Consider the following 848-nt stretch of genomic DNA (forward strand, 5'->3'; position numbering starts at 1 on the left):
TAGGGCGTGTCCTCAATTCATCTTGCAATGAATGATAGTGCACGCTAGATAGAGCATTGACTTAAAATTACGAGCCAACTTCTCATAGCGAGTAGCGATACTACGAAAGTGCTTAAGCCTTGCAAACATATTTTCAACAAGATGACGCAGCTTGTACAAATAGCTATCAAACTCTGGATTAGGCTGTTTGGCATTCTTCCTTTTAGGAACGACGGGGATCATATCATGGCTTCGAGCTTTGTCTCTGATACACTCTGAGTCATAGCCTTTATCAGCAATAAAGTAATCAGCTTGTCCAATCATTTCAATCAATTGACCTGCAATTTGACTGTCATGGACTTCACCCCCAGTGATTTTAAAATCGAGCGGATATCCATCGGCATCACAGGATAGGTGTATCTTTGTAGTTGCTCCGCCACGGCTTTGTCCAATTGCTCGATCTTCACCAAGCCGAGCTCCACTTGCATGCTGGTGACAGCGAACATAGCTTCCGTCGATGAATACCCATTCCGTATCAACTTCTTTTCGTAGGCTAAAAAAAATTTCTCCCACAAACCCGTTTTTGACCATCGATTGAAACGGTTGTAAGCGGTTTTCCATGGGCATAATTCTTCAGGTATATCACGCCAAGGAGCACCTGTACGTAGTTTCCAAAGAATGGCTTCCATCACGTCACGATTCTTATCTTTTCGGTAGCAACCATGTTGTGCCATAGTCACTTGTAGCTGTTCCCAGAGATTATCGGTCAATGCTTGTCTGGCCATCTTTCTTATATACCTCTTATTTTATAAAGTGTATGCTTTATTTTAGAAGATATATACTTGTTTGCCAATTAGGGACACGCCCTA

At 42.2% G+C, this 848-nt stretch carries 1 protein-coding gene; it reads right to left on the reverse strand.

Translation table 11 applies throughout. The features are described 5' to 3' along the window. Positions 1-12 precede the first annotated feature (12 nt). A protein-coding gene (locus IQ457_RS13425) for an IS5 family transposase (RefSeq protein WP_200663879.1) occupies positions 13-764 on the reverse strand; the annotation gives its coding sequence in 2 pieces (ribosomal slippage) (positions 13-557 and positions 557-764; 753 coding nt in all). Between the last annotated feature and the right edge of the window lie 84 nt (positions 765-848).

Source organism: Psychrobacter sp. M9-54-1, from assembly GCF_016613355.1.
Classification (GTDB): Bacteria; Pseudomonadota; Gammaproteobacteria; order Pseudomonadales; family Moraxellaceae; genus Psychrobacter; species Psychrobacter faecalis.